We start from the raw sequence: 25,446 nt of genomic DNA, 5'->3' as shown, positions 1-25,446 counted from the left end.
AACGCCGCCTGACCAGGCCCAGCCGGATCAAGCCTTGCCGGATCAAGGTTTCACCGACCAGAACTTTACTGGCATCGCGATCGTCGCCCTCGAGGATTTGCCTCCGGAACTCAAGACACAAGCCGAGGCCGTGATCACCCAGACCAGCGTTGAAGATCTGCTTACGCTGCAGAGCTCGATCGACGCGTCGCCGCAGGCAGCAACGGCGCTGGCGGCCAGCGGGCTGGATTCCTCGCAGGTTGTCGCTGCCAACATCGATGGCGATGGCACCCTGACGCTGATCATCCAGACAACCACATGATCGGCGGGCACATGATCGGCGGTGCCGGCTTGGCGGACCGGACCACTCGGTTTCGGCCATGAAACCCAGCACAGCGGAGCACCGTCATGGTCGAAGCCGCAGTTCGCAACTTCACCCTCAACTTCGGGCCGCAGCATCCCTCTGCTCACGGCGTCCTGCGGCTGGTGCTGGAACTTGACGGCGAGATCGTCGACCGCGCCGATCCGCACATCGGCCTGCTCCACCGCGGCACGGAAAAACTCATCGAGTACAAGAACTATCTGCAGGCCCTGCCCTATTTCGACCGGCTCGACTATGTCGCGCCGATGAACCAGGAGCATGCGTTCTGCCTCGCCGCCGAGAGGCTGCTCAAAATATCGGTTCCCAGGCGCGGACAGCTCATCCGTGTCCTCTTTTGCGAAATCGGCCGGCTCTTGTCGCATCTCCTCAACGTCACGACACAGGCCATGGATATCGGCGCGCTGACCCCGCCGCTTTGGGGTTTTGCCGAGCGCGAGAAGCTGATGGTCTTCTACGAGCGCGCCTCCGGCGCCCGCATGCATGCGAATTATTTCAGGGTCGGCGGCGTGCACCAGGATCTGCCTCCGAAGCTCCTGGACGACATCTGGGCTTTCTGCGACCCGTTCCTCAAGGTCTGCGACAACCTCGACGAATTGCTCACCGGCAGCCGCATCTTCAAGCAGCGCAATGTCGATGTCGGTGTGATCGGCCTCGATGACGCCTGGGCCTGGGGTTTCTCCGGCCCCATGGTGCGCGGGTCGGGAGCGGCATGGGATTTGCGCAAGGCACAGCCATATGAATGCTACCCCGAGATGGATTTCGACATTCCCATCGGCAAGAACGGCGACTGCTATGACCGCTATCTCATCCGCATGGAGGAAATGCGCCAGTCGGTGCGGATCATGAAACAATGCCTGGAGAAATTGCGATCGCCGGAAGGCCGCGGGCCGGTCGCGATCCCCAACCAGAAGATCACGCCGCCGCCGCGGGCGACGATGAAGCGCTCAATGGAAGCGACGATCCACCATTTCAAACTCTACACGGAGGGTATTCGCGTACCCGAAGGAGAGGTCTACGCCGCGGTGGAGGCGCCGAAGGGCGAGTTCGGCGTCTATCTGGTTTCGAACGGCAGCAATATTCCCTATCGATGCAAGATCCGGGCGCCGTCCTTTGCCCATCTGCAGGCGATGGATTTTCTGTCGCGCGGGCACATGATCGCCGATGTCGCTGCGATCATCGGGTCGCTCGATATCGTATTCGGCGAGATCGATCGCTAACAAATAGATAGAGCGGGATGCCTAGGTCAACTTGACCGTGTCCCGCCCTAACGACGCGTGGTGAGCTTCAGATTTCGAGCAAGGCGTAAGGACGGCCGGTCGGCTTCGCCACGTGCATGGCGACGTTATATACTGGGGCACCGCCGGGCGTGCGACCTTCGTAGACGCCGCGATGTGCGTGGCCATGCACCACCGCCGTGACCTTGAACCGATCGATCGTCTCCGCCAGCCGCGACGAGCCCAGGAACGGAAAAATCTCCAACGGCTCGCCGGCGACCGTCTCGACGACTGGAGCGTAGTGCAGGACGACGAGCGTGCGTTCGGTGCGGACCTGCCGCATTGCGTTTTCGAGCCGCATCGACTCGCTGACGCTTTCAGCAACCATCGCCTTGATCGCCGGCTCGCCGAAGGAGCCGAGCATGCGTGATCCAAAACCGCCGATGAAACCCTTCACGCCGACAAAGCCGACGTCCTTGATTTCCGTTGTCTGGCCGTCGAGAAGATGGACGCCTGCTTGCCGAAGGATGTGGGCAACGTCCTCGACCGCGCCGGATTCATAGTCATGGTTGCCGAGCACGGCGACGACAGGGATTGCGCAGGCACGCAAATCCTCCGCAAGGATTTCGGCTTCGCGCGGTTTGCCGAGATTGGTGAGGTCGCCAGTGAGAACGAGGACGTCCGCTTCGCGCGAGACCTCGCCGAAGAGATCGCGACAAGAGGCCTGGGCGTCTTCCTTCACATGCAGGTCGCCGACAGCCGCAATCCTCACGGTGCCGCCGTTCCCAACCCTTACCTTGGTGGTTGTGCCCTTCTCAGCCATCACGAAATTCTCCTGTTCCACCGACGCCGGCAAAGCCCCATTCCTTCACGTCGATCTCGTAGTCGGTCGGCGAAAGCAGGCGTCCGCGGCAGATTTTCATTCGGGGAGTAGGCAGCTCCCTCTGCTTGGCGAGCCGGTCAAGCAATTCGTCGAGCAGCCAGGCCGGAATATGATCGCGCTCGCTGGGATAGATCCATCGGAAATTCAGAAGCTGCATCAACAGCACCTCCCAGTGAACCTCCAGATAGGAAAGCAGCCTATGCCAATCGATCTGATCCTGCGCCTTGAGGATGGTATGAGCGACGTCGGCGCCGTCGTGGCGGCCTCTGTCCTGGATGAAGCACTTGGACCAGACAAGCTCGGTCGGACCTACGATCCGCACCTGACTGCCCAGCAGCTCGATTTGCCGTGCATGCTCCAGCCACTGGTCGCCGACCGGCATGGTGCCGTTCGCCGATGCGAATATGACGTCAAAAAAATGCGTGCTTTTGAAGACCTTTCCAAGCCATCGGTCGTCCACGATCTCGACCGCATAGCCGGCCTGCTTGAAATGGGCGAGAATACGCGCGTAGTCGCCGGCCTTGCAGAAAATGTCGAGGTCCTTCGTCTGGCGCGTAACGCCTGTGTAGGCGCTCACCGCATAGGTGCCGGCGACAAGAAAGGGGATGTCCGTCGCGGCGAGTTCGCGGATCGCCTCTGTGTAGAAGACCTCGGCCTCGGCGTGCTGAAGCGTCGGCGCGGCTTTTGGATCGATCGTTGGAACGGATGCCGGGATGGCGCCTCCCGTTGGAGAATCGTTGGTCATGAAATCGTGGCTCCGAAGCCCAGCAACCTGCAGCTGTCCGTCCTTAACAAAGCCGCCGCCGCATGGTTCCGTGGCCGATATCATGCGGATCGGACTGGCGGCCGGCCGAAGCCCTTGGAAATGCAAAGGCGGAGCCTTTTCCGCCGCCGGGGAGTTGAAGATATGAGAAACCACTGGCACGGAGGTGATCATGATGGAGGATGGGCGCAAAGCGATACGCGTCAGGCTCAGCGGAAGGGTGCAAGGCGTCTCGTTTCGCGTGTGGACACGGACCGAGGCCGAGAAGCTCGGTCTGTCCGGATGGGTTCGCAACGAGGATGACGGATCCGTAACGGCACTGATCGTCGGGGCCGAGGGCGCGGTTTCGACCATGATGGACCGGCTCTGGAAAGGGCCGAATGGCGCAACGGTTTCCGGCGTGACATCTCAAGACGTCGATCCCGGCCAGGGGCCAGATGGATTCAGGATCATCGGCTAGAGAGCGGGTACCGGTTGGGAAAACCGATGAAGCAAAAGCCAGGCCTCTGCGACGTTTGCCTTCCGCCACCGGGAACAATCGACAGCCAGCGCCGTTGGAACCGATCAGCCATGACAAAGTCACCGGAGCAGATGGCTTTCCGCTCAGTTCGGCGAGAAGCTTGTCAGGTCAGCTTCGGACTACCGACGGACAGATCGATGTATGCTCTTGCACTAGCCACTGATTACGACGGCACACTCGCGGAAAACGGGATCGTTTCCGATGCGACCCGTGCTGCGCTCGAGCGGTTGAAGGAAACCGGCCGCAAGTTGATAATGGTGACCGGTCGCGAGCTGGCCGACCTCGAAAGCGTTTTCCCGGAGCTTGGCATTTTCGACAAGGTCGTCGCCGAAAACGGCGCGCTCGTCTACACGCCGGCTTCGAAGAAGGAGCGCATCCTGGCGCCCGCCCCTCCGGCGGAATTCGTCGACAGGCTGATGATGCGCAAGATCGCACCCCTGTCGATGGGACGTTCCGTCGTCGCCACCAGGGAGCCCAACGAGATCATCGTGCTGGAAGTGATCAAGGACCTTGGCCTGGAACTGGAGATCATTTTCAACAAGGGTGCCGTCATGGTGCTGCCAAGCGGGGTCAACAAGGCGACCGGTCTTGCCGCCGCCCTCGAGGATCTGGAATTGTCCGCCCACAATGTCGTCGGCATCGGCGATGCGGAGAACGACCATGCCTTTCTGCGCGCCGTCGGCTTCGGAGTTGCCGTCGCCAATGCACTGCCGAAGGTAAGGGAGACGGCGGGTCACGTGACGAATGGTGCCCGCGGCGCGGGCGTGCGGGAATTGATCGAGGGCCTCATCTCACATGACGCCGCCTCGCTGGACACAGCGCGCCAACGCATCGAGATTGGCGCAGACGACGGATCGGGCGCAGTCATGCACCTTTCACCGCGCGGCGGCAGCGTCCTGCTGGCCGGCACGTCGGGGATCGGAAAATCCACCCTCGCCACCGCTCTTACCGAACGCTTCGTCGAGCAAGGCTTCCAGTTTTGCGTGCTCGACCCGGAGGGCGACTACGAGGAACTGGAGGACGTGCTGGTGGTTGGCGACGCCAAAAGCCCGCCGAGCTCGCGCGAAATCTTCGACCTTTTGTCCAACCCGTCCAACAATGTCGCCGTCAACATGCTCGGGATCAAGACCGGGGAACGGCCAAACGCCTTCGCCAAGCTGCTGCCGGAGCTTGCCGCGCTTCGCGCCCGCACCGGACGCCCGCACTGGCTGATCATCGACGAGGCCCACCACCTGTTGCCGCACGCGCGCGACGGCACATCCTTTGCGCTTCCAAAAAGCCTTTCGGCGACCATTCTGGTCACAGTTCATCCCGATCTGGTTTCGCGCGACGTGCTGGCAGGTGTCGACACGGTGCTGGCTCTTGGCCCGGAAGCCGACAAGGTCGTCGAAAGCTTCTGTGCCGCAATTGGCGAGGACGTGCCGGAGGGCGTCGCGCCGCCACCGGAAAGCAAGGTTTTGTATTGGAACCGCTCGACAGCAGATCCCGCGAGGCCGATCTCGGTCGAGCGTCCCCGGCAAGAACGCAAGCGCCATATACGCAAATATGCCGAGGGCGATCTTGGCGACAACAGTTTCTATTTCCGCGGCGCTGACGGCACGCTCAACCTGAAAGCGCAAAATCTCATGATGTTCCTCCATCTCGCCGAGGGGATCGACGACCGCACCTGGGAGCATCATTTGCGCGCGGGCGACTATTCGGCCTGGTTCCGCAACCAGGTCAAGGACAAGGAACTTGCGGAGGAAGCGGCTGTCATCGAGGATGACGATAGTCTCGATCCGCATAGAAGCCGCGCCGCTATCGCGGAAGCGGTCCATCGCCGCTACACCGCGCCCGCCGACTGAACCCCGCCCATGCGGATGGTATCCAAGTTTCGCCGATGGCGGATCGCCGCCGAACGGCATATCCGTCATCAACGACCATTGATGCGAGGCGTGAAAATCACTTCGCCGCCTCCATCATCCGAACATGCCGGCCCCTAGCGTCAATGCCCGCTGCTTCAATGCCCGTAGCTTCAATGCCGATGCTTCAATGCATGAATGTTCCGCGCAGCCAGGCAAAGAAACCGAACCTCTCCGACATTGCCGCACGGACGCGAGAGGCAGCCCACCGCGCTCGTATCGTGGCGCCGACATGGCAATGGCAGACGATTTCGTGCAACTGCCAGTCGGTCAGTTCGAAGAAGCGCCTGGCTTCGCCATAGGTGTCATCTCTCAAGCCTTGTGCACGAAAAATCGGATCCTCGAAGGCAACGGTGAGAGGCGAGTCGTTGTAACGCATTTTTTCGCGTATCTCAGGGGATTTGTATTCGGTGCCCGTCAGCGCTTCGAGACGCCGATCGGGATTTTGCTCCAGCAGCTTCGCCCAACGTTCGAGACGCTGGCTTCGAGTCGCCACGAGGTCTGTTGCTTCAGCGTGAACGTCGGCAACGGCATGCAGTTGGTCAAGTGTTTGGTGCTTCACGACCGCCTCCTATTCAGCAGGTGAGTTCGTCCCACCCTGAAATGGAAATTATGGCGCTCCACGACGCCGACAAGGCCCTCATGCGCGGACCATTCGATCAATTTTCTGACGGCGCCGTCCTGCCACGAGCGCCTGATGCCTCATCGGAGGCTCGCATCGGAACCATAGGCACGCGTGGTCGTTCTGCGTGCATCAGCCCGTAGAGCAAAACCAGTCGAAACGGGTGGCGTCAGAAATCCCACCCGACGTCGATGACCCGCCAAGGCAGAGTGCAGCGAGCGGAAGGAAATCACACCATGGCCATTCTTCCCACTCCCGAACCAACGCCCACTCCGGCGCCCACGCCGCCGCCGTTTCCCGAACCGAAGCCGGTGCGTGAGCCGGACCCGGACAGACTTCCCGACGAAGCCCCTGTCCCCAACCCGGATGAAAACGACGCGCCACTCAAAATCGGCCCTAAAGCGTCCAATCCCGGCATTTGACGAACCGGATCTAGCGTGAAGCGATCGGGGAAAACACTCATCCAGATCGCCCAACCCCTTAGGGATGCCGCAGATGATGTCGGCGCGCTGCGTGACCGGACGGCCGGGCTGCGCGTTGCGGTCGCCGTCGTCTCGGTGCTGCTGCAGTTTCTTTGCTGATCCCGGTTTCCTCGAACCTCCGCCCGGCCCGGCAAAAGCGATGTTGCGGCCGCTTCGACCGCGATTTCCAGCGCCGCGACCAATCAAATCATCTACAACTTGACATTTGTCGAACAAATGTTGACTATTGTCACATTGGCACCAGGGCGGAGGCTACCCGTGTCGATCGGCTTCCCGCCACAAAGGATTGCCGAATGCCCAAGGGAGAAGACTACGTGGAGCTTTTGCTCGAGGTGGAAGGGCTGAAGAAGTCCTTTGGCGGGGTTGCAGCCTTGCGCGAAGGCCGCCTCCAGCTTCGCGCCGGCACGGTCCATGCGCTGTGCGGCGGCAACGGCGCAGGCAAGTCGACCTTTCTCAAGATATTGATGGGCATCTTCAACCGCGATGCCGGTTCGATCCGCCGCCGCGGCAAGGAGGTGGAATTCGCAAGCCCCGCCGACGCGCTGGCGTCGGGCATCGCCATTATCGAGCAGGAACTCAGCCCTGTTCCCCACATGACGGTTGCCGAGAATATCTATCTCGGCCGCGAGCCTTCGGCCCGCTTTGGAGGCATCGATTTCCGCGCGATGAACCGGTCCGCGCAAAGGCTGCTGGACGATCTGGAATTCGATATCCGGGCCACACAGTACATGATGAACCTCTCGGTTGCGCAGATGCAGCTTGTCGAGATTGCCAAGGCGCTCAGTCACGACGCCGAGGTCATCTTCATGGACGAGCCGACATCGGCGATCGGCGAGCGGGAGGCGCAGCACCTGTTTGCCGCGATCCGCCGCCTGCAGGCGCAAGGGCGTGGCATCGTCTATGTTTCCCACCGTCTGTCGGAGATCTTTCAGATCGCTGATTCCTACACGGTCTTTCGCGACGGAGCTTATGTCGGCAGCGGCGCGCTTGCGGACATCGATCGGCCCGGGCTCATTCGCATGATCGTCGGCCGTGAGCTGTCGGAGGAATTCGCCAAAACCAGCACGCCGACGCAAGAACCCGGTATCGAAATTGCCGGGCTAAGTTGCCCCAACAAGATCGAGGACATCTCCTTCTCGGTGCGAAAGGGTGAAATCTTCGGCATCTACGGCCTGATGGGAGCCGGTCGGACGGAAATCTTCAACTGCCTCTTCGGGCTCGACAAGCCTTCGGCAGGAAGCATCAAGATCGACGGTATCGAGGTCACCATTTCAAAGCCGGCGGATGCCATGGCGCATGGGCTGGCTCTGGTCACCGAGGACCGCAAGCTGACCGGTCTCAATCTCTCCGACACCGTGCGCGCAAACATCTGCATGGCAAGCCTGCCTGAAATGAGCCCCGGCTTCGCCATGGATCGGGCTCGGGAGGCGCAAGCAAGCCGCGACATGCGCGAGCAATTCCAGATCAAGGCGGCGCGCGACACGATGCCGGTTTCCGGCCTTTCGGGAGGCAACCAGCAGAAGGTGGTGCTCGGCAAATGGTTCCTCCGCAATCCAAAGGTCCTGCTTCTGGACGAGCCCACCCGCGGTGTCGATGTCGGCGCCAAGCGTGAAATCTACCGGATCATCAGCGACTTCGCCGCTTCCGGCGGCACGGTCGTGATGATCTCGTCGGAAATCGACGAGGTTCTCGGCATGTCGGATCGGATCATGGTGATGCGCGCCGGCAGAAGTGCCGGAATCTACAGCCGGGAGGAAACGGATGCCCAATCACTCGTCCACCTATCAACATGAACAGGGACAGGGTGTTCGCTCAGTGGCAGAGGAACCAGTGATGTCGGTTGGAGACAGCAAAAATGCGAAGGCTGGGAAGAATGCGAGTGGCTGGTTCGGCTCGGAGCAGCGCCGGCTGTTGATTCAGGAATACGGCATTTTCCTTGCGTTCCTGATCCTGGCGGCGGTTCTCTCGGTCTCCAACGAGTTCTTTCTGACGGCGGGCAACATCTCGAACGTGCTGCTGCAGACCTCGATCAACGGTGTCCTCGCCATCGGCATGACCTTCGTCATCCTGACCCGCGGCATCGATCTCTCGGTCGGCTCCGTCGTCGCGCTTGCCGGCATCGTCAGCGCCAGCTTCGTGACCAGTTCGGCGACCGCCGGGATTTCCGGCGCGCCCTATCCGGTCGCCATGGGTCTCGGTGTCGGCCTGCTGGTCGGCATTGCCTGCGGTGCCGTTTCCGGCGCGATCGTGTCGCGGTTTTCGGTGCCGGCCTTCGTGGCGACGCTGGGCATGCTGTCGGCGGCGCGCGGACTGACCCTCATCTATGGCGGAGGTCGTCCGGTTCCCGCGCTGACACCGGCGTTCCGCTGGATCGGCACAGGCAACATCCTTGGCATACCCGCACCGGTCGTCGTTCTCGCAGTCGTGTTCGCGGTCTCCTGGTGGATCCTCAACCGGACCCGTTTCGGCCGATACATCTATGCAGTTGGCGGCAACCCTCATGCGGCCAGGACCTCGGGCATCAACGTTACCCGCATCCAGTTCGTCGTCTACGTCATCTCCGGCGGCCTTGCCGGTCTCGCCGGGATGCTGCTCAGCGCCCGCACTGGCTCGGCGCTTCCCCAGGCCGGCATTGCCTATGAGCTGGATGCGATCGCGGCGGTGGTGATTGGCGGGACCAGCCTTTCAGGAGGCATCGGCCGGGTGACGGGCACGTTGATCGGCGCGCTGATCATCGGCGTCATGAACAACGGCCTCGATCTGATGGGTATCCAATCCTACTACCAGCAAGTTCTCAAGGGTGCCCTGATCGTCGGCGCCGTGATGCTTGACCAGAAGAGAAACTACGGGGCTTAGGGCGTCGGACTCAATCCGATGCTCAAACAAAAGGCTTCTTTCCGAGATCGGACCTGCACTGCGCGTGTCCGTTGATAGGCGAACCATGTCGGTCGCTCACTTAAGTGGAGGTACGGAATGAAAAGATTGATGATAGCGCTCGCGTCCGCGACCGCGCTGCTGGCCTCGTCGGCCATGGCGCAGGAGAAGATCAAGATCGGCGCAGCGCCTTACGGATTGAATGCGGAGTTCATGCAGATCTGGTCGGCAGCGCTTCAGGAGCACCCGGCCGTCAAGAGCGGCGAAGTCGAGCTGACGGTCTTCGACGGCCGCTATGATGCCTTGGTCCAGCAGGACCAGTTCAAGACGATGGTTACCCAGCAGTACAATGCGATCATCTTCGCCCCGATCGACGTCGACGCCGGCGCGGCAGCAGTGCAAACAGCAGCCGATGTCGGCATTCCGGTTGTCGGTTCGAACACCCGCGTCAATTCCGATCTGTTGACCTCCTATGTCGGGTCCGACGACACGATCTCGGGCTACATGGAAGCCAAGACCGTGCTCGACAAGATCGGCTGCAAGGGCAATGTGGTCATCCTCGAAGGGCCGGTCGGCCAGTCCGCGCAGATTTCCCGCCTCGAAGGCAACAAGAAAGCGCTTGCCGAGTGCCCGGATGTCAAGATCCTCGAGGATCAGACCGCAAATTGGTCGCGTGCCGAAGCCCAGACGCTCATGGAAAACTGGCTCACCGCACATCCGAACCAGATCAACGGCGTGATTGGCCAGAATGACGAAATGGCGCTCGGCGCCATCGAGGCGATCAAGGCCGCCGGCCTCGACGTGAAGAGCTTCGCCATTGCCGGTATCGACGGCATCACCGATGCGCTTCACGCCGTCAAGGCCGGTGAAATGACCTCGATTCTTCAGGACGCGCGAGCCCAGGCTCAAGGTGCGCTCGACCTTGCCATCTTCGCTGCCAAGAAGGGGGACTACAAGCCGCAGTCCGACATCTGGGCAACCTACAAGGACATGCCGTGGAACGACGGCAAGGAAAAGATCTACAATGTGCCGTGGACGCCGGTGACGGCGGAAAACGTCGACCAGCTACTTGCGACGCGCAAGTAATCCAGCCGTGGGGTGGGCTCTCTTGCCCGCCCCACTTTCCAACAAGCCGGGAAGAGCACCATGACGGATTCAATACAGGTTGATCTCAATTTTTCACTGGGCGGCAAGATCGCTCTGGTCACTGGCGGCGCCTCCGGCATCGGCAGCGCCATCGCATCGGCGTTTGCCGCGAAGGGTGCGGTCGTCGGGGTGATCGACATCAATGAATCGGTTGCGAGATCGAAGGCCGACGAACTCGGCAACGGTGCGAAATCCTTCGTCTGCGACGTGTCCGATCCGCGATCGGTGGAAGCCGTGTTTGCTGCGGCGCAAGCCGCCTTCGGCCGTATCGACATCGTCGTCAACAGCGCCGGCGTCGCCCTGCTCGCTCCCGCCGAGGACCTCAGCCTCGATGCCTGGGACAAGACCATCGATATCAATCTCAAGGGAACTTTCCTTGTTTCCCAGGCCGCCGGGCGTGCCCTGATCAAAGCTGGCAAGGGTGGCAAGATCATCAACATGGCCTCGCAGGCCGGCACTGTCGCAATCGACCAGCACGTCGCCTATTGCGCTTCGAAATTCGGCGTCATCGGCCTGTCCAAAACACTTGCCGCCGAATGGGGCAAGCACGGCATCACGGTCAACACGATCTCGCCGACGGTGGTGTTGACCGACCTCGGCAGAAAGGCCTGGGATGGGCCGCGCGGAGAGGCGCTGAAGCAACGCATTCCGACCGGCCGCTTTGCTTTCCCGGAAGAAATAGCCGCCGCGGCCGTGTTTTTGGCATCGAACGGCGCCGACATGATCAACGGCGCCGACCTTCTGGTCGATGGCGGCTACACCATTGTCTGACCGGCGCAGGATTGGAGCAACAATGCAGCGGTTCATCAACAATCCCGACGAGGTCGTCGAAGATACGGTCAAAGGCTTCGTCAAGGCGCATGCCGACATCGTCAGGCTCGGCAGCAACCCGCGCGTCATCGCAGCCCGCCATGCGCCGGTCAGCGGCAAGGTCGGCGTGATCACCGGCGGCGGCTCCGGTCATGAGCCTGCCTTCGTCGGCTACACCGGCCGCAACATGCTGGACGCGGTCGCGGTCGGCGAGCTCTTCTCGTCGCCGACGGCAAAGAGCTTCCTTGACGCCGCGCGGGAGGCCAATGGCGGCAAGGGTGTCGTTTGCCTCTACGGCAATTATGCCGGCGACAACATGAATGTGAAGATGGCCGTCAAGCTCGCAGCCAAGGAGGGCATTACGATCGCCACCGTCGTCGCCAATGACGATGTATGCTCGGCCGGACCGGATGAGCGTGAGAAGCGGCGAGGCGTTGCCGGCGAGATCTTCATGTGGAAGTGCGCCGGCGCCAAGGCCCAGCAAGGTGCCAGCCTCGAGGACGTGCAGGCAACGGCGCAGCGGGCGATCGACAATTGCCGTTCAATCGGCGTTGGCCTTGGCCCTTGCACGCTGCCTGCCGTGGGGCATCCCAACTTCCTGATCGAGCCGGGCACGATGGAAGTCGGCATTGGTCATCATGGTGAGCCTGGCGTCAGGGTCGAGCCGCTGAAGTCCGCCGCCGAAATAGCGCAGCAGATGGTCAGGATCGTTCTTGATGATCACGATCTTTCCGCCGGAACCGAAGTTGCGGTTCTTGTGTCCGGCCTCGGCGCAACGCCGGTCAACGAACTTTACATCCTCCACGGCACGATCGAGCAGGAAATCACCGGACGTGGGTTGGCCATCTACAAGACCTACATCGGCAACTATTTCACCTCGCTGGAAATGGTCGGCGCCACACTCACGGTCATGGCGCTCGACGCCGAGCTGAAAAGGCTGCTGGACGTGGATGTCGATTGTCCCGCAAGGCTTTAGGAGCAGGCGAATGCAGCAGTTTGACAACGCTTCCGCTGGCGACATCGTTCTTTCGATCGCCGACCGGATCATCGAAAACCGGGCCTATCTGAGCGAGATCGACGGCAAGATCGGTGACGGCGACCACGGCGTCAACATGGCCAAGGGCTTCGGCATGGCTGCGGAGCGGATCAGGGGCAACGACATGTCGTTGGCCACCGCCTTTGATACGCTGGGCACCGTGCTGATGACCGAGATCGGCGGCTCCATGGGCCCCCTCTATGGCGTCATGTTCACGCAATTCGCCGAAACGATCGAGAAATCTCCATCCATCGATGCCCGGATTTTCAGCGCCATGCTCACCGGTGGCCTCGACAGCATCCAGGCGATCGGATCGGCCAAGGTAGGCGACAAGACGCTTCTCGATACGCTCGTGCCGGCGATCGAGGCCTTCGACGGCGCCAACGCCGAAGGCAAGCCGTTCCCGGAAGCACTGGATACGCTCGTTGTCGCAGCCGAAAAAGGCCGTGACGGCACAAAGGACCTCGTTGCAAGGATTGGCCGTGCCAGCCGCCTGGGCGAACGCTCCCTCGGCGTGCTCGACGCCGGCGCCACATCCTGTGCATTGATCCTGAAAGCCCTGGCGCTCGGTGCCAAGGAGAAGCTGCAGCAGTCCGCGACTGCGAGTGATTGAACTACGAATACGCTCCTCCCGAGCGCTGGCTTCCGGCTGATTTTTGCAGCCGGAAGCCAGGTTAACGCCTGATCGAACCAAGATTGTGAGTTCTGCCGTTTGCGCTCATCTTGAGGATCGATTCTGGATTCGGGGAAACCAGGCAGCATGACCGTCAAGACATCATCGGCGCGGAAGAACGGAACGGTGCGGACAGGACCCGAGGCTGGCGCCGAACCCATACCCTTGCGTTATGGTGACGATCCCTATGTCTGGGCTTGTTGGCTTTACTATGAAGACCACATGACGCAGGGCGATATCGCCGAAATCATGGGCATTTCGCGGGCGACGGTGAACAGCTACCTGGCCGATGCCCGCGCCCGCGGCATCGTCAACATTTCCCTCGAACCATCACGGCTGAGTTCGCTCTCGATCGCACAGGAGCTCAAACGGCACTTCGGGCTGCATGACTGCCTCGTCGTGCCGAGCGACGACAATGCGCGTCCGCTGATCGATCGTCTCGGCACCGCGGCCGCGCAGGCGCTCGCCAAGCTTCTGAAGTCCGGAGATACGGTAGCCGTTGCCTGGGGGCGAACCGTGTTGGCGATCGGCGAGCAGGCTTCAGTGCCCGGCCTTCAGGACGTCACTGTCGTGCAGGCGACTGGCGGCACGCGTGCAAGTTTTGCCTATACTCCGGAACTCTGCACGGCCGCCGTCGCCAACGCCGTCAATGGCAAGCTGATCAACATCACCGCGCCGGCTATCGTTTCCAATGCGGAAGTCCGCGACATTCTTCTGCGCGAGCCGCTAATCGAAAGTCAGTTCGCAGCGCTTTCCAAAGCCAACAAAGCGCTATTCGGCATCGCTTCGCTGCGGCCGAATTCAACGATCCACACCAGCGGTTTCTTCGAATCGGTTTCGGTGCAGCAATATCTTGCCAAGGATGCCGTGGGCGTCCTCGCCGGACGCTTCATCGACGGGCGGGGCAACCCGGTAGCCGGTCCGCTCGACGACCGGACGATCGGAATTTCGCTCGACATGCTCAGGTCTATCGGCCTGCGGATCGCGGTCGCCGGTGGTTTCGACAAAGTGCCGGCGATCCTTGCCGCGCTCCGCGGCGGCTACGTCAACGTGCTCATCACCGACGCTGCCACGGGCCGCGGCATCCTGAATGCCGATGGCGTGACGGAGCTCGATCAAAAGCTTTCCCAACGCCCGAAGATCGATAGCTCGGTCGCCCTGCCCAGCAACTTCCGAACCCACATCAAGAAGTTCCTGAACGACCCCGACGATGTCGTCGAGGAGATGCTTGACGGCGTGGTGAAGGCGCACGCCGCCTATATCCAGCCGATCAAAGGCTCACATCGCGCCCTCGTCGCCCGCACGGGGCCGCGGCCTGGCAAGGTGGGGCTTGTGATCGGCGGCGGCACCGGGCACGAGCCCTGCTTTCTCGGCTACGTCGGCAAGGGTCTCGCCGATGCCGTGGCCGTCGGCAACATCTTTTCATCGCCGCCTCCCGGGCCGATCTTTCAGTGCGCCAGGGCGGCATCCGGCGGCGAAGGCGTGCTCTTCGTCTATGGCAACTATGCCGGCGATGTCATGAACTTCGAGATGGCGGCCGAGATGGCGGCGGAAAACGACATCGAGGTCCGGACGGTCGTGACGACGGACGATATCGCCTCGTCGCCGCTGGAGGACAGGGAAGGCCGCCGCGGCGTTGCCGGCAACTTCTTCATGTTCAAGATCGCCGGTGCCGCCTGCGACCGCGGTCTGTCGCTCGATGCCTGCGAAGCGGCGACACGCAAGGCCAATTCGAGGACGTTCACGATGGGCGTCGCATTGGAGCCCTGCTCCCTCCCGCAGACCCGCCGCCACAATTTCGAGATCGGCCCCGATGACATCGAGATCGGCATGGGCATCCACGGCGAACGCGGCGTCATCCGCGAAAAAATGATGAGCGCCGACGAGATCACCGACCGGGTGATGGACCGTATCTTTTCCGAAATGAAGCCGGCATCGGGCGACCGTGTCGCGGTGCTGATCAATTCATTCGGGGCAACGCCGCTGATGGAACTCTATATTTTGTTCAGGCGCGTCGAGCAGCGGCTGAGCGCCAAGGACATCAAGATAGAGGCGAACTGGGTGGGACATTATTGCACCTCGCTCGACATGGTCGGTGCGTCCATATCGATCTTGCACCTCGACAATGAGTTGACGGAGCTGTTGCACCATCCTTGCGATACCGCTGTCCTGCGGGTCGGCTGAGGATACAGGGTGCGTGCCCCCATGGCCGCATCCTGCTGGAACCGGGAGGAACATGATGTCCGAAAACGCGGCGCAATGCCTGAGCAGGATGTTCTATCGCATATCCATCGCGATCGAGGCGGGAAAGGACCATCTCTCGGATCTCGACGGCGCTATTGGCGATGCCGACCATGGCATTACCATGTCTCTCGGCTTCATGGCTGTGAACGCTGAGCTGGCCAAGCTCGATCTCGACCATATGCTACCGTCAGAGGTTTTCACGGCTGCCGCGTCCGCCTTTCTCGACGCCGTCGGTGCTTCCACCGGGCCGCTTTATGCGACCGCGTTCCGCAGAGCGGCGCAAGCCCTCAAACAGGACGAACGCCTTTCACCTTCCGGCCAGGCGGCGATCGTCGAGGCCATGACGACCGGCATCCGGGAGCGCGGCAAGGGACAGCGCGGCGACAAGACGATGCTGGACGCCTGGATCCCGGCAACCGAAGCTGCTGTTAGCGCACGAGCGCGCGCTGCCGGCAGCCAGGAGATGTGGAACGGCATCCTGGCGGCCGCGGAAGCCGGCGCGAATTCAACACGGTCCATGGTCGCTGCCCGTGGCCGGGCGGCACGGCTCGGGGAACGGTCCCTGGGGCACATCGACCCAGGTGCGGCCTCGGCCGTCATTATCCTGCGCGCGATGAAAGACACCTTTGCTGACGGCGCACCAGGAACGATCCGCAGCAATGGAAAAGACTGATCAGGCTCGAACCTGACCAGCCCAAATAGCGGCCGGAATCACTGCCCGTCAGATCGAGCGCTGCGGCGCAGCGAACTCGGAGGCCTGCCGCAGATGCTGGCGCAGCAGCGCCTCGGCCCATTCGATCTCGCCCGCCTCGACGGCATCGAGGATGGCGAGATGTTCCCGGCAGGACTGCTCGATGCGTTCCGCCGGCAGTTCCTCGAAACCCGCCGATTCCTGCAACCGGCGCAGATTGTTCTGCTGACGCACCGCATCGGCCAGGAACCGGTTGCCGGAACAGGCCGCAAGTCCTTCATGAAATGACGCGTTGATCCGGAACCATTCATCGCCGCCGATCAGCGTCTTGCCCGTCGACACGATCGCCAGGATGCGCTCGTGAGCACGCCGGACCGGTGCCAGTTGCTGGGGATCTGCATTGAACATGGGTGACCGCAGCGCCGCGCATTCGACGGCCATCCGGAATTCATAGCTTTCCCGGTACGCGTCCTCGCCGACAAGCGTGTCGGCGAAACGCCAGCCATGCCCCGGCAGGCGCTGCACCAGGCCTTCGGCGGCAAAGCGAAGCAGAAGCTTGCGCACGATGCCGCGCGACGCCTGATAGCGCGGCATCAGTTCCGCCTCGGACACCTCCTGGGGCAGTTGGTCGAGCGCGCGCTCCCGCATCATCCTGCGGTAAAGCTCCTCGAGCGGAGAACTGGGCAGGATATCCTCCGGGTCGAGGTCAGCGACATCGCGCGCCAATTGCAGCCCTCTCGTCTCGAAGGGACTTAAGATGCCCTGGGCGACCAGCAGTTCCAGAGCCGCGCTGACGGGGGAACGCGAAACGCCGAACGTGCGGGCAAGGTCCGGCACCGAGACGCGGGTTCCAACCGTCCAGCCTGAATCTCTGATCCGCTCCAGGATCCGCCGCGCCAAGTCTATCTGCAGCGGACTGGCCGCCTCGCTGCGTGCCGGCCGGTCGATGATCGTTTCGTTCATATGCACTTCCTCAGGCGTTCGTATTATAGATATGCGCCACGCAGTTAGAACTGGCAATCTATCGAATTTTCCTGCTTTTCATTCAATCAAAATGCATTAATATCCGGACTCACACGAGTTTGAGGCTTCCGCTTGATGACAACCGTCGCACCATTTCCGCTTGTCGAGATCGAAGGAGCGCCGAGAGGGCGCGGCATGGCCTATGGAGAACAGGCGCGCGGGCGCATCGGTGCTTCGGTGGCGCTCTACGCTGCGCAGCTCGATCGTTTCGGCTTCAGGCGGGACGATGTCGGGCGGTTCTCCGGCATCTTCCTGCCTCGCCTTCGGCAATGGGCGCCTGATCTCGTCGAGGAAATGGAAGGGATCGCGTCAGGCGCCAATGTCGACCTGTCCTCGATCGTCCTGGTCAATGCGCGTACCGAAGTCCTGCAGCTTGCCCGACGCGAGAAAGGCATTTCCGACGACGAGCCCGACGGCTGCACGGGCGCTGCGATCCTGCCGGAGGCAACCCGGAACGGCAGGCTCATCCATGGCCAGAACTGGGACTGGAAGGCCGAATGCGCCGAGACATCGGTGGTGTTGCGCATCCGGCGAACGGACGGACCGGATCTCCTCACCTTCACCGAAGCCGGCGGACTGGCGCGGAGCGGCTTCAACGCGGCCGGCATCGGCATCACCGCGAACTATCTCGAATCCGATCGCGACTATCGCGAGATCGGCATTCCGCTTCCCTTCATCCGCCGCCGGGCTCTTGAAGCGCAGCATTTCTCCCACGCCATCAAGGTGGTGGCGACGACGCCGAAATCCGGCTCCAACAACATGATCCTGAGCACCGCCGAGGGGTTCACGGTCGATCTCGAATGCGCGCCGGACGAGGTGTTTGCGATCTATCCGGACAAGGACATGATCGTCCATGCCAATCACTGGCAAAGCCCGGTGGCGCTGTCCAAGCTCCGTGAAACCGGGCTTCGCGACGTGCCGGACAGTCTCTATCGTGACCATCGCGTGCGACGATACTTGTCGGCGCGGCATGGCGACATCACGATCGACGATCTGAAGGAAGCCCTGTTCGACGATTTCGCTTCGCCGTTCAGCGTCTGCCGTCCAGTGGTCAGGAAAGAAGGCGGCAATCTGTCGGCGACAGTCGCTATGATCGTTTTCGAACCAGCCACCGGGGTCATGGAGATCGCTCCGATGCCGGCTGAAAACCGCGAGTTCACCCGTTACGAACTCATCATGGACGATGCGGTCCTCGCAAGGGCGGAGAAGGCAGTGCCGGCACGGGAGACATCTTCGGTATCAGCACAGGAGAAACGATGGTCCGCTTTGTCCTGACCCGCATCGCCAGCGCCATACCGACACTTATCCTGGTGTCGGTTGCGGTCTTCGTGATGATGCGCTTTATCCCGGGCGATCCCGCGACTTTGATGCTGGGAGACCTCGCACAGCCCGGACAGGTCGAGGCTATGCGGCATCAGATGGGGCTCGACCAGCCCGTGGTGGTCCAATATCTAATCTGGATCGGCAATGTGCTTTCAGGCGATTTCGGGCGCTCGATCGGCAGCGGACAAGACGTGCTGCCGCTGATCCTCGATCGTTTCGCCGTCTCCTCGATCATCGTTTTTCTCGCCGTGCTTGTCGCCTCGGCGATCGCCGTGCCGGCCGGCATGCTGGCCGCCTGGAAGCAGGACAGCCTGCGCGACATCACCGTCGTCGCCACCTCGACCTTCTTGCTTTCGATCCCCAGTTTCTGGCTGGGGCTGATGCTGATGCTCATCTTCGGTCTCTATCTCGGCTGGCTGCCGATCGTCGGCTACGTGCCGTTCAGCCGCGACTTCGCGCAAGCTGCTCTTTATGTGATCCTGCCGGTGGTCACCCTGGTGCTCGTCGAATCCGGCCCGATTGCGCGCATGGCCAGGGCAAGCACGATCGAGGTGGCGCGCCTGGAATACATCACCCATGCGCGGGCAAAGGGGCTTTCGGAAAGCGCGGTGATGTGGCGCCACGCTTTCAAGAACGCCTTCGCGCCGACCTTGACCTTGATCGGGCTTGTGCTCGGCAGCCTGCTTTCCAGCATCGTCGTCATCGAGACCGTCTTCACCATTCCCGGCCTCGGCCGGCTGCTGGTCGACGCCATCTATGCCCGCGACTATCCCGTCGTTCAGGGATCGATGCTGTTCGTCGCCTTCATCTATGTCGCGGTCAATCTTCTCGTCGACCTCCTCTATCCGCTGCTCGATCCGAGGGTTACCGCATGATCGCCCGTGCTCTCGGCCGGCCCGGTCTGAAATTCAACGCAATCTTCGGGATCGCCGTCACCGGGGCATTGATCCTTCTAGCCGCGTTCGGTCCGTGGATCGCTCCCTACGATCCGCTCAAGCTCGATCTGCCGTCGCGCCTCAGCGGGCCCTCGCCTCTGCATCTGCTCGGCGCCGACGAATTCGGACGCGACGTGCTCAGCCGCCTCGCCAGCGGCGCGCGCACCAGCGCCTGGATCGCTTTTGCGACTGTTGTCTTCGCATTGATCACCGGCACCGTGTTCGGCGTTCTCGCGGGTTTCCTGCGGGGCTGGGTCGATCGCGTCATTATGATGGTCAACGACGCCTTCCTCGCATTTCCGGGCCTGCTCCTGGCGCTTGGCCTGATGGCGGTGATCGGCGCCAGCCGCGAAGGCATTATCCTTGCGCTCGGCCTTGCCTATATGCCGATCGTGGTGCGCGTAGTGCGGGCTTCCGTAATGTCCATTCGCGAGCGGGAATATGTCGAGGCGTCGCGTGTGATGGGCAATAGCGAGATCATCACCATGGCGCGGCATGTGCTGCCCAATTGCGTTGCCCCGATCATCGTGCTCGCCACCACAATGTTCGGCTGGATCATCCTGTCGGAAAGCGCGCTGAGCTTTCTGGGACTGGGCGTCCCGCCTCCGGCGCCAAGCTGGGGCAACATGCTGTCGACGGCACGGCCCTATATCGGCCAGGCGCCGCATTTGATCATCCTGCCAGGTCTCTGCATCTCGATTACGCTGCTCGGCATCAACATGCTGGGCGACGCGGTGCGCGACTGGCTCGACCCGAAAATGTAGGTGCTGGAAACATGCTGGTGCCGACCGGGGACAAGAACACGATGCTTTCAGTGCGCAACCTGTCGATCTCGGTCGGGCCATCGGGAAAGCGGATCGTCGACGAGCTGAATTTCGATCTCGCGCCCAGTGATATGCTGGCGCTGGTCGGTGAATCCGGTTCGGGCAAGACGATGGCGGCCCGCTCGATCTTGAACCTGCTCCCTGCCCCGCTGGTCACGACCCCGGACAGTAGCATCCGCTTCGGGGGGCAGGAACTCACCAACCTTGCTCCAAAGGCGCTGCGCCAGATACGCGGTGCGCAGATCGGCATGGTTTTTCAGGAGCCAATGGTCTCGCTCAATCCCGCTGTCACCATCGGCGAGCAGATGGCGGAAGGGCTTCGCCTGCATCGCGACATGTCGCGCGCCGAGATAAAGGACCGCTCGCTGGCGATGCTGGAGAGAATCCAGATCAAGGATCCCGGCAAATGCCTTGCGGCCTATCCGCACGAATTCTCGGGCGGCATGCGCCAGCGCATCATGCTCGCATCGGTCATGCTGCTCAGACCGCGTCTGCTGATTGCCGACGAGCCGACTACGGCGCTCGACACGCTGGTGCAGCGCGACGTGCTCGACCTCATGGTGGAGCTGACGCGGGAGAATGGAACCGCCGTCCTGCTGATCAGCCACGATCTCGGCATGGTGTCGCACTATGTGAACAACGTGACGGTGATGTGCGAAGGCAAGGCGGTCGAACAGGGAAGCAGCACCCAGGTTCTTCACGCACCGCAGCACGATTATACGAGGCGGTTGGTGGATGCGCTTCCCAAGCGCAGCGCCGGTGGGTCGAGAAGAGCCCTCGACGGCCCTCCCCTGGTCGAAATCAGCAACGTCGTCATCGACTATCCGGGCCGTCCGAGGCTGTTTGCGCGCGCGGAACCGAAGCGCGCCGTCGACGGTGTCGACCTGACCATCCGGCGTGGCGAAACCCTGGCGCTGGTCGGTGCGTCGGGTTCTGGCAAGACGACGCTCGGCCGCGCCATTGTCGGTCTCGTCAGGCCCGCCAGTGGAACGGTCTCGTTTCTTGGCAAGGCGATTGCAAATGATCGATCGGCTGACGCGCGTGAGCAGCGTCGCGACATGCAGATCGTCTTCCAGGACCCCTATTCCTCGCTTGACCCTCGCCAGTCCATTGCCGAGATCGTCACCGAGCCGTTGAAGCTCGACCCCGAATTGGATCGCAAGCGGCGGACCGCGCGCATGGATGAGGTCATCGAGGAAGTGGGGCTGACGCGCCACCTTCTCGAGCGTTTCCCGCATCAGTTGTCTGGCGGCCAGCGCCAGCGCGTCGCGATCGCGCGGGCGATCGTCAGGCGACCTGCCTTCGTCGTCGCCGACGAGCCGGTTTCGGCACTGGACATGACGGTGCAAAAACAAATCCTGCTTCTGATCCGGTCGTTGCAGGAACGCTACGGTTTCGCCTGCCTCTTCGTCTCGCATGATCTGGGTGCGGTGGAGCAGGTTGCCGATCGGGTCGCCGTCATGCAGGACGGAAGGATCGTCGAGATCGGCGACCGCGACGACGTCTTCGACCGCCCCCGCCACGTCTATACGCGCGCGCTTCTCGATGCGGCGATGCTGATCGATCGCCGTTTCGCTGATGGCGCGGGCACACGCAAGGCCGTGGCGCAATGACGGCGACATGGCTCGTCTCCGCATCATGACACCGTTCGGCCATATCAAGGAGATCTGGCGATATCCCGTCAGTTCGATGGGCGGCGAACGGCTGGACGGGACGGAGCTTGCTGAAGGCGGGATTCCGGGCGACCGGATCTGGGGCATCGTCGACCGGCGCGACGGAATTGTTGCCGCGCCGGAGAAGCGAAAACATTGGCGGCCGCTGCCCAACGTTCTTGCAAGACTGAAAGGCGACCGGCCGGAAATCGGATTGGACGATGGCACCTGGATCGATGCCGGCTCCAGCCTGGCAGACGAGCTGGTATCAGCTTTCCTCGATTTCCCGGCGGCGCTGCATCCACACGTCCCCTTCGGCTCGGAAGCCCAGGACCATATCGCACCACGCTATCAGCGCGCCGACATCCACATCGTCACGTCGGCCTCGATGAACAGGCTTGCCGGCCTGCTTCCGGATCCTTCGCAGGTGGATTCCAAGCGATTCCGGCCCAACATCGTGATCGAAACCAACGCTTCGCAGGACGGTTTCGTCGAGCAGCAGATCATCGGAAAAGTGCTTTCGATCGGCGAGGCGCGGATCATGATTTCGGAATCCTGCGCGCGCTGCACCTTCACGGCGCTCGCGCAGGGCGATCTCGCTTTCGAACCGGCAGTGCTGCAAACCATAGCGCGCCACGGCGAAGGCGGCTTCGGCGCGCTCTGCCAGGTCATGCAGTCGGCCAAGATCGGGCTGGGCGATCGGGTCACCTTGAACGAAGCCTGATCTTTATCCAGCTTTTCGCTGCCGGACGGCGGCACGTTCGTGGCGCTAGGTTGGTACCCGAGGCGAATACAGCTCGCGCCCCCTTTCTACCCTTCCGGCGGAGAGTCCAAGTGGGAAGTGGTGACCCGAAAGCGACCTTCGCAGGTCGGGCCGGAACGTCTGCAAAGGGGACAATCCACTTCGCAGCACGCGATGGCAACAACCGCTTAGCGCCCGATTTTGTTGAGAACCTCGGCAAGCGCGAGCGCTTTAGCCGTCAACTAACCCGCGCAGGGATATGGCAAATCCAGGTAGAAGCCTAATCAACGACGAGACAAGTGCGCTGTAGGAACAGCCAAGATTTCCACGCTCGCGGAAAGGACTGTCGGCGTTGACGGGATTGGCGTAAACTACACGCTTGGGGTGTCATCCATGCACCGTATCATCACAGTGGCTTTTGTGGCGCTCGCGGCGTTGTTCATCTGCCCCGCGCGGGCGGAGGTATTGATCGGGGTTTCGGCCGCGATGACGGGACGGCTCGCCTGGATTGGCGAGCAGGGGCAGCGTGGGGCAGAGATGGCTGTTGCCGACTTCAATGCGGCGGACGGCGTTCTCGGCCAGCAGGTGGGGTTAATCGCGGTCGACGATTTCTGCGATCCCGAGCAGGCGGTGGTGGCAGCCCGGAAGCTGGTCGCTGATGGCGTGGTCCTCGTCGTCGGTCACTACTGCTCCGGAGCCTCGATCCCGGCATCGAAGGTGTACGAGGCGGCGGGAGTTCTGCAGATTTCGCCGGGATCGACCAATCCGCAGCTGACCGAACAGGGTCGGGCCAACGTCTTCCGCGTCATTGGTCGCGACGATACGCAAGGAATCGTGGCCGGCAACCACCTAGCCGATCACTGGGGCGACAAGAAGGTCGCGATCCTTCACGACAGCACGACATATGGGAAAGGTCTCGCCGATGAGACCAGAAAGCAGCTGAACAAGCGGGGCGTGACCGAAGCTGTCTACGACGCGTACACCCCAGGCAAGGACGACTATTCGGCCGAGGTCGCCGCACTACAGGCCGCTGGCATCGCCGTGTTGTATGTCGGTGGCTATCATGCCGAGGTTGCGCTGATCGCTCGCGCCGCACGCGACCGCGGCTACGCGGTTCAGATCATCTCCGGCGATGCCCTGGCGACCGAGGAATTTGCCCTGATCGCCGGCCCCGCGGCCGAGGGGACCCTCTTCACGTTCTCCGCGGACCCACGGCGAAACCCCGAAGCGGCCCCGGTAGTGGAGCGATTCCGTGCCGAAAACTTCGAGCCCGCAGGCTACACGCTGCTGAGCTACGCTGCCGTCCAGGTCTGGGCGCAGGCGGTCGAGAAGGCAGGTTCGCTGGAGCTGGCGACGGTCATCGCGACCCTGCGCGGGCAGGAGTTCGATACTGTCCTGGGCTCGATCGATTTCGACGACAAGGGCGATCTCTCGACCCAGAACTGGGTATGGTACGTCTGGCGAAGTGGAGAGTACGTGCCGGTCGAGTAAGGGCCAATTCGACGGCGCGCCGCTTGAGATATCTGATGCAGACCACGTTAGCGGGTTCATTCGGATCAAAGCGTTGCCGCGATGCTTGAACGCCTCGGCATACGCGGCCGCCTGCTGCTGGCTTTTTTCGGGATCAGCGCCTTCGCAGTGCTGGCAACAGCGGCTGCCCTGTATGCCTTTCTCCAGGTCGGCGACGTCGTCGACCGCATCACCAGGGATCGGGTGCCGTCGGCGCTTGCCTCCCTCCAGCTGTCGCGCCAGGCCGAGCGGGTCGCGGCCATTGCGCCGGCCGTGCTGACGTCGACTAGCAAAGCCCGGCACAACGAAGTCTCGGCCGCGATCGGGGTCGAGATGACGCGCCTCGAGGAGCTGCTGGCCGCGCTCAAGGGTGCCGCGCTTGGAACGCCAGCGGTGGCTGAGATCGAGGCTGCGGTGCTCGGTCTCAGCCGCAACCTCGACGCTCTCGACGACCTTGTTGCCACGCGCCTCGCCGTGGTCGCGCGCAAGGAAGAGCTGTTGCGCCGCTTGTCGGCGACGACAATTGCAGGCCAGCGTCTCGTGGCCCCCGGCATTCTGGTGATGAATTCCAGGCTCGCGCAGTGGCGGGCGGCCGCGGCCGACGCATCGCTCGCGCCGGATCGAAGCGCGGCGGTCATGGCCGATCTCGTCCAGGCGATTGCAGCCTACATCCCCCAACAGAGGGCGCAGCAGGAGATGTCGGCGGTCAACGACGCTCTGGTCAGGACGGCGGACGCGTCGACGCCGGGCGATCTGGCGTTGATCCTGTTTCCGCTGCGCCGGTCCCTTGCCGCTCTGGAAACGATCTCCGCCGAGATCGACGAGAAGCTGCAGGTCCGCTTCCGACAACGGGTGGACGAGTTTAAGGCGCTGATCGATGGCGAAAAGAGCATCCCCAAGGCCCGCCAGGACGAACTCGCCGTCCTGGCGCAGGGCGAAAAGCTTCTCGGCGAAAACAATCGGCTGTCGCGCAGCCTCACCGCTGCCGTTGATCGGCTGGTCGCCGCGGCGGACCGCGAGATCACCGCGTCCGGTCTCGAAGCCGCGGTCGTCCAGCGCTACGGCACCGGAGTTGTCCTTGGCTCCGCCTTCCTCAGCCTTCTGAGTTCGGTTCTGGTGGTCTGGCTCTATGTTGACCGAAGCCTTCTCGCCCGGCTGGGGGCGGTGAGCCAAGGCATGTTCGCGATCGCTGGCGGCAATCTTCGAGCGCCCCTGCCT

The 25,446-nt window shown here is 62.2% G+C and carries 24 protein-coding genes and 1 pseudogene; 21 read left to right on the top strand and 4 right to left on the bottom strand.

All coding sequences use genetic code 11. The features are described from left to right. Both E5W87_RS16735 and E5W87_RS16730 read left to right on the top strand, forming a co-directional pair. A partial coding sequence (locus E5W87_RS16735; RefSeq protein ID WP_292399486.1) for a hypothetical protein occupies positions 1 to 301 on the top strand: 301 nt, incomplete at its 5' end. 86 nt (positions 302 to 387) lie between these two features. Continuing rightward, positions 388 to 1,578: an NADH-quinone oxidoreductase subunit D gene (locus E5W87_RS16730; protein ID WP_292399483.1), complete on the top strand. Its 1,191-nt coding sequence runs from the start codon at positions 388 to 390 to the stop codon at positions 1,576 to 1,578. 67 nt (positions 1,579 to 1,645) lie between these two features. Here the strand turns inward: E5W87_RS16730 and E5W87_RS16725 are convergent, their stop codons facing one another. Further along, positions 1,646 to 2,398 carry a metallophosphoesterase gene (locus E5W87_RS16725; protein WP_292399480.1) on the bottom strand — a complete coding sequence of 251 codons (753 nt, stop codon included), beginning with the start codon at positions 2,396 to 2,398 and terminating at the stop codon, positions 1,646 to 1,648. Continuing rightward, the gene (locus tag E5W87_RS16720) at positions 2,391 to 3,203 is read right to left on the bottom strand and encodes a hypothetical protein (RefSeq protein ID WP_292399477.1); all 813 of its coding nucleotides are present in this window, start codon (positions 3,201 to 3,203) and stop codon (positions 2,391 to 2,393) included. Before E5W87_RS16720 ends, E5W87_RS16725 begins: the two co-directional genes overlap by 8 nt. Positions 3,204 to 3,396: 193 nt before the next feature. Here E5W87_RS16720 and E5W87_RS16715 point away from each other — a divergent pair, with 193 nt between their 5' ends. Both E5W87_RS16715 and E5W87_RS16710 read left to right on the top strand, forming a co-directional pair. Further along, a complete protein-coding gene (locus E5W87_RS16715) occupies positions 3,397 to 3,681 on the top strand; it encodes an acylphosphatase (protein WP_292399498.1) in 285 nt (94 codons plus the stop codon). Positions 3,682 to 3,878: 197 nt separating this feature from the next. After that, positions 3,879 to 5,585, top strand: a complete 1,707-nt coding sequence (locus E5W87_RS16710) for an HAD-IIB family hydrolase (RefSeq protein WP_292399474.1) — start codon at positions 3,879 to 3,881, stop codon at positions 5,583 to 5,585. Between the two features lie 184 nt (positions 5,586 to 5,769). Here the strand turns inward: E5W87_RS16710 and E5W87_RS16705 are convergent, their stop codons facing one another. Then, a complete protein-coding gene (locus E5W87_RS16705) occupies positions 5,770 to 6,204 on the bottom strand; it encodes a hypothetical protein (protein ID WP_095489126.1) in 435 nt (144 codons plus the stop codon). 296 nt (positions 6,205 to 6,500) lie between these two features. On the opposite strand from E5W87_RS16705, the gene E5W87_RS16700 reads away from it, so the two are divergent. From E5W87_RS16700 to dhaL (E5W87_RS16655), 10 genes are all read left to right on the top strand, one after another. Further along, entirely contained in the window at positions 6,501 to 6,686 is a 186-nt protein-coding gene (locus tag E5W87_RS16700) for a hypothetical protein (RefSeq protein WP_292399470.1), read from the top strand. Between the two features lie 15 nt (positions 6,687 to 6,701). Further along, the gene (locus E5W87_RS16695) at positions 6,702 to 6,845 is read left to right on the top strand and encodes a hypothetical protein (protein WP_292399467.1); all 144 of its coding nucleotides are present in this window, start codon (positions 6,702 to 6,704) and stop codon (positions 6,843 to 6,845) included. 215 nt (positions 6,846 to 7,060) lie between these two features. After that, entirely contained in the window at positions 7,061 to 8,539 is a 1,479-nt protein-coding gene (locus E5W87_RS16690; RefSeq protein ID WP_292399495.1) for a sugar ABC transporter ATP-binding protein, read from the top strand. Between the two features lie 40 nt (positions 8,540 to 8,579). Next, a complete protein-coding gene (locus E5W87_RS16685) occupies positions 8,580 to 9,602 on the top strand; it encodes an ABC transporter permease (RefSeq protein WP_292399464.1) in 1,023 nt (340 codons plus the stop codon). Between the two features lie 117 nt (positions 9,603 to 9,719). Next, positions 9,720 to 10,706 (top strand): substrate-binding domain-containing protein, encoded by a 987-nt coding sequence (locus tag E5W87_RS16680; protein ID WP_292399461.1) that lies wholly within the window; start codon positions 9,720 to 9,722, stop codon positions 10,704 to 10,706. A gap of 60 nt (positions 10,707 to 10,766) precedes the next feature. Further along, positions 10,767 to 11,537, top strand: coding sequence for an SDR family oxidoreductase (locus E5W87_RS16675; protein WP_292399459.1), 771 nt, complete (start codon positions 10,767 to 10,769; stop codon positions 11,535 to 11,537). Positions 11,538 to 11,559: 22 nt separating this feature from the next. After that, positions 11,560 to 12,552 (top strand): dihydroxyacetone kinase subunit DhaK, encoded by a 993-nt coding sequence (locus tag E5W87_RS16670; protein ID WP_292399457.1) that lies wholly within the window; start codon positions 11,560 to 11,562, stop codon positions 12,550 to 12,552. A 10-nt stretch (positions 12,553 to 12,562) separates the two neighbouring features. After that, positions 12,563 to 13,225 (top strand): dihydroxyacetone kinase subunit DhaL, encoded by a 663-nt coding sequence (dhaL, locus tag E5W87_RS16665; protein ID WP_292399454.1) that lies wholly within the window; start codon positions 12,563 to 12,565, stop codon positions 13,223 to 13,225. Positions 13,226 to 13,372: 147 nt separating this feature from the next. Beyond that, a complete protein-coding gene (locus tag E5W87_RS16660) occupies positions 13,373 to 15,469 on the top strand; it encodes a bifunctional sugar-binding transcriptional regulator/dihydroxyacetone kinase subunit DhaK (RefSeq protein ID WP_292399451.1) in 2,097 nt (698 codons plus the stop codon). Between the two features lie 55 nt (positions 15,470 to 15,524). Beyond that, positions 15,525 to 16,202, top strand: coding sequence for a dihydroxyacetone kinase subunit DhaL (dhaL, locus tag E5W87_RS16655; RefSeq protein ID WP_292399492.1), 678 nt, complete (start codon positions 15,525 to 15,527; stop codon positions 16,200 to 16,202). Between the two features lie 48 nt (positions 16,203 to 16,250). On the opposite strand, the gene E5W87_RS16650 is transcribed toward dhaL (E5W87_RS16655), so the two are convergent. Beyond that, the gene (locus E5W87_RS16650; protein ID WP_292399447.1) at positions 16,251 to 17,183 is read right to left on the bottom strand and encodes a GntR family transcriptional regulator; all 933 of its coding nucleotides are present in this window, start codon (positions 17,181 to 17,183) and stop codon (positions 16,251 to 16,253) included. 135 nt (positions 17,184 to 17,318) lie between these two features. Between E5W87_RS16650 and E5W87_RS16645 the strand changes: the two genes are divergently transcribed. The 7 genes and pseudogenes from E5W87_RS16645 to E5W87_RS16615 all read left to right on the top strand — a co-directional run. After that, positions 17,319 to 18,518, top strand: a complete 1,200-nt coding sequence (locus tag E5W87_RS16645; protein WP_292399443.1) for a C45 family peptidase — start codon at positions 17,319 to 17,321, stop codon at positions 18,516 to 18,518. Next, positions 18,500 to 19,441 carry an ABC transporter permease gene (locus E5W87_RS16640; RefSeq protein ID WP_292399440.1) on the top strand — a complete coding sequence of 314 codons (942 nt, stop codon included), beginning with the start codon at positions 18,500 to 18,502 and terminating at the stop codon, positions 19,439 to 19,441. Before E5W87_RS16645 ends, E5W87_RS16640 begins: the two co-directional genes overlap by 19 nt. After that, positions 19,438 to 20,265 carry an ABC transporter permease gene (locus E5W87_RS16635; RefSeq protein ID WP_292399437.1) on the top strand — a complete coding sequence of 276 codons (828 nt, stop codon included), beginning with the start codon at positions 19,438 to 19,440 and terminating at the stop codon, positions 20,263 to 20,265. Before E5W87_RS16640 ends, E5W87_RS16635 begins: the two co-directional genes overlap by 4 nt. Positions 20,266 to 20,306: 41 nt before the next feature. Continuing rightward, entirely contained in the window at positions 20,307 to 21,938 is a 1,632-nt protein-coding gene (locus tag E5W87_RS16630) for an ABC transporter ATP-binding protein (RefSeq protein ID WP_292399489.1), read from the top strand. A gap of 7 nt (positions 21,939 to 21,945) precedes the next feature. Next, complete coding sequence (locus E5W87_RS16625; protein WP_292399434.1) at positions 21,946 to 22,701, top strand: MOSC domain-containing protein; 756 nt, start codon at positions 21,946 to 21,948, stop codon at positions 22,699 to 22,701. Between the two features lie 411 nt (positions 22,702 to 23,112). Further along, entirely contained in the window at positions 23,113 to 24,210 is a 1,098-nt protein-coding gene (locus tag E5W87_RS16620; protein ID WP_292399431.1) for a branched-chain amino acid ABC transporter substrate-binding protein, read from the top strand. Between the two features lie 81 nt (positions 24,211 to 24,291). Next, a pseudogene (locus E5W87_RS16615) lies at positions 24,292 to 25,446 on the top strand (guanylyl cyclase); the annotation flags it as partial.

Origin of the sequence: Mesorhizobium sp. (assembly GCF_004962925.1) — a bacterium.
Lineage (GTDB): Bacteria > Pseudomonadota > Alphaproteobacteria > Rhizobiales > Rhizobiaceae > Mesorhizobium.
The sequence above is the reverse complement of the archived record's forward strand: the minus strand, read 5'-3'. Positions and strand labels throughout refer to the sequence as shown.

Excerpts from the sequence above, each read along its gene's own strand:
- E5W87_RS16730 (WP_292399483.1), top strand. The coding sequence starts at position 388 with ATGGTCGAAGCCGCAGTTCGCAACTTCACCCTCAACTTCGGGCCGCAG.
- E5W87_RS16725 (WP_292399480.1), bottom strand. The coding sequence starts at position 2,398 with ATGGCTGAGAAGGGCACAACCACCAAGGTAAGGGTTGGGAACGGCGGC.
- E5W87_RS16720 (WP_292399477.1), bottom strand. The coding sequence starts at position 3,203 with ATGACCAACGATTCTCCAACGGGAGGCGCCATCCCGGCATCCGTTCCA.
- E5W87_RS16715 (WP_292399498.1), top strand. The coding sequence starts at position 3,397 with ATGGAGGATGGGCGCAAAGCGATACGCGTCAGGCTCAGCGGAAGGGTG.
- E5W87_RS16710 (WP_292399474.1), top strand. The coding sequence starts at position 3,879 with ATGTATGCTCTTGCACTAGCCACTGATTACGACGGCACACTCGCGGAA.
- E5W87_RS16700 (WP_292399470.1), top strand. The coding sequence starts at position 6,501 with ATGGCCATTCTTCCCACTCCCGAACCAACGCCCACTCCGGCGCCCACG.
- E5W87_RS16685 (WP_292399464.1), top strand. The coding sequence starts at position 8,580 with ATGTCGGTTGGAGACAGCAAAAATGCGAAGGCTGGGAAGAATGCGAGT.
- E5W87_RS16680 (WP_292399461.1), top strand. The coding sequence starts at position 9,720 with ATGAAAAGATTGATGATAGCGCTCGCGTCCGCGACCGCGCTGCTGGCC.
- E5W87_RS16675 (WP_292399459.1), top strand. The coding sequence starts at position 10,767 with ATGACGGATTCAATACAGGTTGATCTCAATTTTTCACTGGGCGGCAAG.
- E5W87_RS16670 (WP_292399457.1), top strand. The coding sequence starts at position 11,560 with ATGCAGCGGTTCATCAACAATCCCGACGAGGTCGTCGAAGATACGGTC.
- dhaL (WP_292399454.1), top strand. The coding sequence starts at position 12,563 with ATGCAGCAGTTTGACAACGCTTCCGCTGGCGACATCGTTCTTTCGATC.
- E5W87_RS16660 (WP_292399451.1), top strand. The coding sequence starts at position 13,373 with ATGACCGTCAAGACATCATCGGCGCGGAAGAACGGAACGGTGCGGACA.
- dhaL (WP_292399492.1), top strand. The coding sequence starts at position 15,525 with ATGTCCGAAAACGCGGCGCAATGCCTGAGCAGGATGTTCTATCGCATA.
- E5W87_RS16650 (WP_292399447.1), bottom strand. The coding sequence starts at position 17,183 with ATGAACGAAACGATCATCGACCGGCCGGCACGCAGCGAGGCGGCCAGT.
- E5W87_RS16645 (WP_292399443.1), top strand. The coding sequence starts at position 17,319 with ATGACAACCGTCGCACCATTTCCGCTTGTCGAGATCGAAGGAGCGCCG.
- E5W87_RS16640 (WP_292399440.1), top strand. The coding sequence starts at position 18,500 with ATGGTCCGCTTTGTCCTGACCCGCATCGCCAGCGCCATACCGACACTT.
- E5W87_RS16635 (WP_292399437.1), top strand. The coding sequence starts at position 19,438 with ATGATCGCCCGTGCTCTCGGCCGGCCCGGTCTGAAATTCAACGCAATC.
- E5W87_RS16630 (WP_292399489.1), top strand. The coding sequence starts at position 20,307 with ATGCTTTCAGTGCGCAACCTGTCGATCTCGGTCGGGCCATCGGGAAAG.
- E5W87_RS16625 (WP_292399434.1), top strand. The coding sequence starts at position 21,946 with ATGGCTCGTCTCCGCATCATGACACCGTTCGGCCATATCAAGGAGATC.
- E5W87_RS16620 (WP_292399431.1), top strand. The coding sequence starts at position 23,113 with ATGCACCGTATCATCACAGTGGCTTTTGTGGCGCTCGCGGCGTTGTTC.